This is a genomic window from Pseudomonas sp. NPDC008258 (assembly GCF_042956345.1).
Lineage (GTDB): Bacteria > Pseudomonadota > Gammaproteobacteria > Pseudomonadales > Pseudomonadaceae > Aquipseudomonas.
This window is the reverse complement of sequence record NZ_JBIBGE010000070.1, coordinates 1-6,340: the sequence shown is the minus strand read 5'-3', so window position 1 is coordinate 6,340 and position 6,340 is coordinate 1. Positions and strand designations below refer to the sequence as shown.

The 6,340-nt window shown below is 58.8% G+C and carries 6 protein-coding genes; 1 reads left to right on the top strand and 5 read right to left on the bottom strand.

Annotation, left to right across the window (positions count from 1 at the left end; translation table 11 throughout):
- Nucleotides 1–59: 59 nt before the first annotated feature.
- The 4 genes from ACFY9W_RS28915 to feaR all read right to left on the bottom strand — a co-directional run bounded on the left by ACFY9W_RS28915 (nucleotide 60) and on the right by feaR (nucleotide 5,023).
- Nucleotides 60–422, bottom strand: coding sequence for an IacB protein (locus tag ACFY9W_RS28915; RefSeq protein ID WP_391138235.1), 363 nt, complete (start codon nucleotides 420–422; stop codon nucleotides 60–62).
- A 17-nt stretch (nucleotides 423–439) separates the two neighbouring features.
- A complete protein-coding gene (gene iacA, locus ACFY9W_RS28910; RefSeq protein ID WP_391138232.1) occupies nucleotides 440–1,609 on the bottom strand; it encodes an indole-3-acetate monooxygenase in 1,170 nt (389 codons plus the stop codon).
- 507 nt (nucleotides 1,610–2,116) lie between these two features.
- On the bottom strand, nucleotides 2,117–3,448 hold the full coding sequence (locus tag ACFY9W_RS28905) for a hypothetical protein (RefSeq protein WP_391138229.1): 1,332 nt from the start codon (nucleotides 3,446–3,448) through the stop codon (nucleotides 2,117–2,119).
- Nucleotides 3,449–3,973: 525 nt separating this feature from the next.
- Nucleotides 3,974–5,023, bottom strand: a complete 1,050-nt coding sequence (gene feaR, locus ACFY9W_RS28900) for a transcriptional regulator FeaR (protein WP_391138226.1) — start codon at nucleotides 5,021–5,023, stop codon at nucleotides 3,974–3,976.
- A gap of 17 nt (nucleotides 5,024–5,040) precedes the next feature.
- Between feaR and ACFY9W_RS28895 the strand changes: the two genes are divergently transcribed.
- On the top strand, nucleotides 5,041–5,967 hold the full coding sequence (locus tag ACFY9W_RS28895) for a LysR substrate-binding domain-containing protein (protein ID WP_391138223.1): 927 nt from the start codon (nucleotides 5,041–5,043) through the stop codon (nucleotides 5,965–5,967).
- A 101-nt stretch (nucleotides 5,968–6,068) separates the two neighbouring features.
- Here ACFY9W_RS28895 and ACFY9W_RS28890 read toward each other — a convergent pair.
- The coding region (locus ACFY9W_RS28890) for a hypothetical protein (RefSeq protein ID WP_391138220.1) at nucleotides 6,069–6,340 on the bottom strand (272 nt) is incomplete at its 5' end.

The following is a 6,340-nucleotide window of genomic DNA, read 5'->3' as shown; positions in this document are numbered from 1 at the left end:
GTTGGTCACGGGGTACTCCTTGCCGGCGTCGATAGCCGGCTGTTCTCGATACTGGGGCTTCAGGCGCGCTGGATGATCAGCTCGCGGCCAACACGGGCCTCGACCTTGGCGTAGCGCCACAGCTTGTAAGGGCCCTCGCCCACCGCCGTGGTGCGGAACAGGTTGCAGGCGGCATGCACGGTTTCGATGTCCGGCACGTCGGCCAACAGGTAGGTGGTCCAGGGGAAGCCGTCGGATGGGCCAACCATGCTCTTGTCGTCATCCATGTTGCCCAGCACGTTGACCCCGGCCAGGTCATGAATGCCGTTCCACATCTCACTGAAGGCAGCCCAGACCTGCAACTGCTCCTCGCGTGGGGCGTCGAAGAAGTTCTGGTTGATGCCCATGCAGAACAGCACTCGCAACGCTTTCTTATCGCTCATTTCAAAGATCCCGAAAGTTACAGGTAGCCCGGAAGGGGCTGTTTACCGAAGAACATGGCTCCGGCGTTCTGATAGGTGACGTCGCCCATGAAGGCGTGCTGGGTAACCACTTGAGCGTCGTTGACGCAGCGAGCCAGCGGGCTTTCGTTGTAGATACCGGTCATGCCCGAGAGCATCTGGGCATTGCGCGCGACATCCGCCGCTACACGGGTCGCGTGGGTGGACGACAGGCGCAGCAGGTTGGTGGCTTCGACAGGCACAGGATCGCCAGCCAGCACGTGCTCCCAGGCCCGTTCGATGGACTCATAGAAGAAGGCACGTGCCGAGCGCAGCGAGGCTTCAGCCTTGGCCACATCGACTTGGGCCAGAGGACGGTCGGCCAGCGCCGGCGCACCGGTGACCGAGATGCGCCCACTGGCCATCCCTGACAATTCATCCAGCGCGGCACGTGCCACACCCAGCCCGACCACCGACAGTACCTGGGTGGCCAACGACAAGGATGGGTAGCGGAACAGCGGCTCGTCGAGGTTGGACTTACCACCCCGGACGAACGTCCACTCCTCACCCACCACGACATCCTCGACCACCACGTCGTGGCTGCCCGTGCCCAACAGGCCAACGGTCTCCCAGGTCTGTTCGATGCGCGCCTGGCTGCTCGGCATCACCGCCAGACGCGGCAGATCCAGCTTGTCGCCATTACGCGGGGCGATCCCGACACCAATGATGTCGGCGCCCATCGAACCACTGGAGTATTTCCAACGACCATTGACCTTGAAGCCGCCTGCAACGATTTCGGCTGGCTGCGGCGGGAATATGCCACCGGCGAATACCGTATCCGGGCTTTTCTGGTAGATCTTCGCGATGGTCTCCAGCGGCAGTGCCGCCAGATAGACAGGGCTCATGCCGAAGCTCGCCACCCAGCCGGCCGAACCGTCGGCATGGGAGATACGCTCGATCATTTCGCAGAACTGTGCAGGTGAGCACTCCAGCCCCCCGAAACGTTTGGGTACCAAGGCGCGGTATACGCCATGAGCCTTGAACGCATCGATCACGTCTCGGGAAATGTGGCGCTGACGATCGAATTCACCCAGTCGGGCACGATCTCGAACACCCTCCAGCAAAGCCTCAAAGGCTGAACCAGAGGAAAGCGCCGACACGGGCGCTGCACGCAGGCATAGCGAATCCATAGACTTTCTCCGTCTCAGGCACGGTTGGAACAAAGGGCAGGAAGGGAAATGCCGTGCCCTGTGCGGGAACTGGCGCTACCGATAATCGGTTGAGGCGTGGGCATGTTTTCGATGAAAACGCACGCACCACTTTGCATGAAATGGTCTTGAACGGGCGGCATGGTATGTCTCTCTTGTTGTATTTGCCGATGACCAAAATTTGCGATTATTTACGTGAATTGTCAATTGAATATTCACGAGATATTTATGCAGAACAGCCTCGTAATTAAATAATAATGATTATTGTTAACATACCTATATTATTGATTTTAAAGGTTTTTCTATTTTTAGATATTTTCATTTTTCTGCAAATCCTAGAGCTAAAAGCTTTAAAAACCGTCCGATAAACGAACACTTTGGGTTTGCTGATGGTCTGATACTGAAGTTCTTGAGGGCAGAAATGACAACGCATGGCAGCGCTGCAAAAGCCGCTGCCATGCGTTCAGGATCAGGGCCCAGGCCCCCGCCTCAGAAACGAGTGGAAATAACCAACGCCGTGTAGACGTTGAGATCGTTGTCGCCGACCTGAAAACCTCCATGCGCTGCGTCTTTTTTAGGGTCGTACAAGCCAAGCATCGGCGACACCACAACGTTCGGCGTGACAGTCCAGTCCAGCGTCAGATCAAGCTCGCGGCCGGAGGTATCCGGCGCACCATTGGGACGATGCGTACGGAAATCGTAGGCCAGGACGTTCAACGCCAGATTTTCATGTGGCTGCGCGCGCCAGTAGACATGATGGATTGACGTGTTGGCCCCGAACGGCCCGGCGTAGTTCGCAGCCACCTCCCCCTGGAACCAGGTGCCGTAGCCACGGGTGAAGCCGTACAGCAAAGAATCCCAATGTGCGCCGTACTCGGTATAACGGTAGCCGAGGGTCTGCTGCCAGGGCAGGCTGTTGAAGGTCCAGGCTGCCTCGACGTAGCCTGCCTGCGCATTCCCGCGGCGGGTATTCTGCCAACCGAACTCGGAGGACAGGAACAGCTGCTCGACGCCGGCGTTTCCGGTAGCCCGGATACTGTAGACATCCATGCCGTCACGGTCGGCCTGTGCATCGACGGCGAACTTCTTGTCTACCCCAAGGCCATGCAGATAGGTCAGCCCCACCGTACCGGCAGCCCCCGAGTACTCGAGCGTGGAAAAGGCCATCTCTACCTTGGCCTGGATCGGATTGTCCGACTTGAACCAACCCAATGACCCGTGCAGCCCCTGATCCCCGCCGAGTTTGATCCACAGCGTCTGATCGAAAGCGCGCCTTGGCGTGATGTAGTAGCCGCCACCGCGGTTGTAGGCATCCCCGGCCAGACCACGCCCGGCACTGATACCGTCGCCAGCCACGATGAAGCCATCACCGAGCAACACCGCCTGACGCCCGGCCGAGATTTCGACGCCATCCTTGCCCAACACCGGGAACAGATCCGCCGAACGCCAGCCGGCGTAGGCTTCTTCCCACTTGTCCGTGCGCTCGCTGCCATTGGTGAAGCCTCCGGCATCGCCATCCCCCCAGGTTGCCGATGCAACCCTGTTGGCCTTGCCGAAGACGGTACCCAGCCCGTCACGTGTAAGGCTGCCACTGAGCCCATATTTCACATAGCCCTCCTGCCAGCTGGAGTGACCGGCTTCACGGTTGCCCCATACCTGGTAGTTCTTGTTGCTATGGAAGGCCCCAAGGACGGCCTCCAGATCGAACGACAGTTTGGTGTCGTTTTCATCGATCAACTCCAATGCCGGTACAGCACAGCACCACAGACCACCCAACAGGCAGACAGAGCGCCCTAGCGCAGTACCCAGATACGATTTCATGGCAAAGCATCTCCCTTAGCGGGCCGCACATTCGGCCCACTTTCTTGTTGTTATTGGCTTTAGGTAAGCACTGTGGGGATCAGTGAGGTACAACCCGCACGGCGGACATGCCCGCGGCCAGCAAGCTGCCGCTGCGCGGTGTTTCCCTGCTGAGCAGGCGTGTCATCCCGAATGCCTCGAGAAGCCTGTCGGGACTTGCATGGAACGGATCATCAGCCTTCATCGCACTCACCTTCTTTGTATTTGTTGTGACAAGGCACGCAGGGTTGCGGGCCAAGCCAGGTTCGATGGCGTGAGATGATTCTGGCGCAGGTAGCCGGCTGTGGTTTGGTCAAGCCTGACAGCGTTTTGCATATGGTCGCCACAGGCATGGATGACATGTCTTTAGGCAGGCGATCGTCTTGATCGCTCTGGCAAAGCATATGCATTTTTTTGCTGAGCAGGTTTGCGTTGGTCCGCCGTCAATGAGCAACAGCAACCTGCCATGAAAAAGCTGGACATGCCCTGCCTGGGCTTGACGGCTGTTCAGTTGCCCTGAACGCGATAGCTACGGGGAGTGACTCCCCACTGCTTCTTGAAGGTCTTGGAGAAATGCGCAGAGTCTGCAAAGCCCCATCGCGTGCCGATATCGGTGATGGAACGGTGGCTGTAGGCCGGGTTGCGCAAATCAAGCGCCGCCTTGAGCAAGCGCTCGCGCAAAATGTAGCGGCAAACGCTGTCGCCGCTCGTTTCGAACAATCGATACAACTGGCGACTGGAAATACCCAGCTCCTGCGCCAGGGCGATCGGCGACAGCCGTGGTGAGTCCAGCCGCTGCTGAATCAGGGACTGCACCTCATGCAGGTGCAACCCGGGCGAAAGATCCCGGGAGGGATAGTCAACGACCGACTGCAACAATCCGACCAGCGCTGTCTGCAGGCCATCGCTGTCTTCGGGACGAGCCCACTGCTCAAGCTCGCCACCAGCCACCTGACGAACAATCGTCCCCAGCAGCTGACCGCAGGCCCCGGTCGTCGACAGCTTGCCAAACTGACTGGGTTCCAGGTGCCTGAGCCGCTCGCCAGACAAATGGATCGACACGTGAGAAAAGAGCCCGCGAGGAATCATTTTCATGCCCTGGGCGGAGTCGAGCAACGCCAAGTCGCCTTCGCGCAAATCCAGTACGCGGTCGCCCAGTTCGATGGACATTTCACCGTGTTGCTGTAACACAAGGAAACAATGTGGGTCGGTATCGCGGCTGGCCTCGCGCCCTGATCGGGCGATGGCATTGGCATTGGTACGAATGTGAGCAACCTGGGTAGTACCCAGCAACGAACGCCGTAATTCGCCAATGAAAAGGCTCTGGCAATGGTCATAGCGGGTTTCGAAGCGCCCGCACACCGCGTGCACATTCTCGTTCCAGACAGACATCGTTTGACCGTTCACATCCACCTCCGACGTTTGCTCGCCCCACAATGGTGCACTTTTCACGTGATTATGGGTAACAAAAAAGCTGATGTAGCATGGGTAAGCACGGAGCGGGCCAACCTGGCCGCATGACCCGCCGATCGATAAGAACCGCCGCCGCTCGTCCATGACAAGAGAACTCTGTGATGCCCAACCACACGACACCCCAGCCGGACCTGCACGACTACCGCCTGCGCTATCTGTACCTGTGCCACGAAAAAGGCTCGATGCGCGCAGCGGCCGAATCGCTTGGCGTTGCAGCGTCCTCGGTAAGCCGCCAGGTGGCAAAGCTGGAGGAAGAACTGGGTATCGAGCTGATCAAGAAGGCAACCCACAAGGTCAGCCTCACGGCGGCAGGCTTGCTGCTGGTGGAGTACTACGCCCAGCGCGTGAGCCAGCAGGCTGCACTGTTCGATCAACTTGCGGAACTGCGTGCCCGACAAGGCGCCTCGACGATCATCGCCATCGGCGAAGGCTTGCTGGGTGTGCGCGCAATCAGCTCGTTGCAGGAGTTTTTGCGCCAGCACACAGCGCACAAGGCTGAAATCATCACCGCGCCCTCCTTCGAGGTACAACGGATGGTTTTGGCTGACGAGGCCCACCTGGGGGTTGTGTTCTCGCCCAGTGCAGTTGCCAACCTGACGCGACTGTTCAGCGTTCCACAACCCTTGCGCATGATCGTCCACCAGCGAAGCGGGCTTGCCGGCCGCTCGCAGATCAGCCTGGAAGAAATTGCCAACGAACCACTGGTGTTGCCAGGCGCGAATTTTCGGGTGCGGCAACTGGTCGATGATGCCTGCAAGAACCAGCCCTTCCAGATCGTGCCAGCGCTCACCGCAAACTCGCTGACAGTGATTCTGGACTTCGTGCGCTCGGGCCTTGGCGCCACCCTGCTCGCCGAGCTTCCTGTGATCGAAGAGCTCAAGGCCGGGACGTTCAAAGCCATCGCAATCAGCAACGACCAGATGAATGGCACCGACATCCAGATCGTGGCACGCCGGGGTCGGGCACTTGATGAGCTCTCCAGAGCGCTGGCCACCGAAATGGCACGGGCCGTTCGCATGGCGATCTGACGCCCCTTGATGTTGTTGCGAATGCGCAATCGCCGGCCACTCGTTGCATGAAACGCAACAACATTGATCACCCTTGTTATTGAGCCGGATCGACACCGGCATTAGCGTTTGGCCCATAACGCTTCACACCAGATGAAGCACATAACAAGAGGGCCAAGGCCATGACCGTGCGCGACATCCAACTCCACCTTCGCTGCATCCATCCCTCCCGCCTGCGGGAGCCTTTGCGCCTGTCCACTCAGCGCTAGCGCGAAGGCTTTACACCCCCTCCACTCATCAAAAAACAATGTTCGCCAACACGCCTCTGCATCTACCTGGCAGATGACAGGCAGCGGCTGGCCGACGTTCTGATAAAGGTGATCCCGTGACCAAA

What these genes read in the sequence shown, in the direction of transcription:
- ACFY9W_RS28905 (WP_391138229.1), bottom strand. Translation starts at nt 3,448, where the DNA reads ATGAAATCGTATCTGGGTACTGCGCTAGGGCGCTCTGTCTGCCTGTTG.
- ACFY9W_RS28915 (WP_391138235.1), bottom strand. Translation starts at nt 422, where the DNA reads ATGAGCGATAAGAAAGCGTTGCGAGTGCTGTTCTGCATGGGCATCAAC.
- feaR (WP_391138226.1), bottom strand. Translation starts at nt 5,023, where the DNA reads ATGGACGAGCGGCGGCGGTTCTTATCGATCGGCGGGTCATGCGGCCAG.
- iacA (WP_391138232.1), bottom strand. Translation starts at nt 1,609, where the DNA reads ATGGATTCGCTATGCCTGCGTGCAGCGCCCGTGTCGGCGCTTTCCTCT.
- ACFY9W_RS28895 (WP_391138223.1), top strand. Translation starts at nt 5,041, where the DNA reads ATGCCCAACCACACGACACCCCAGCCGGACCTGCACGACTACCGCCTG.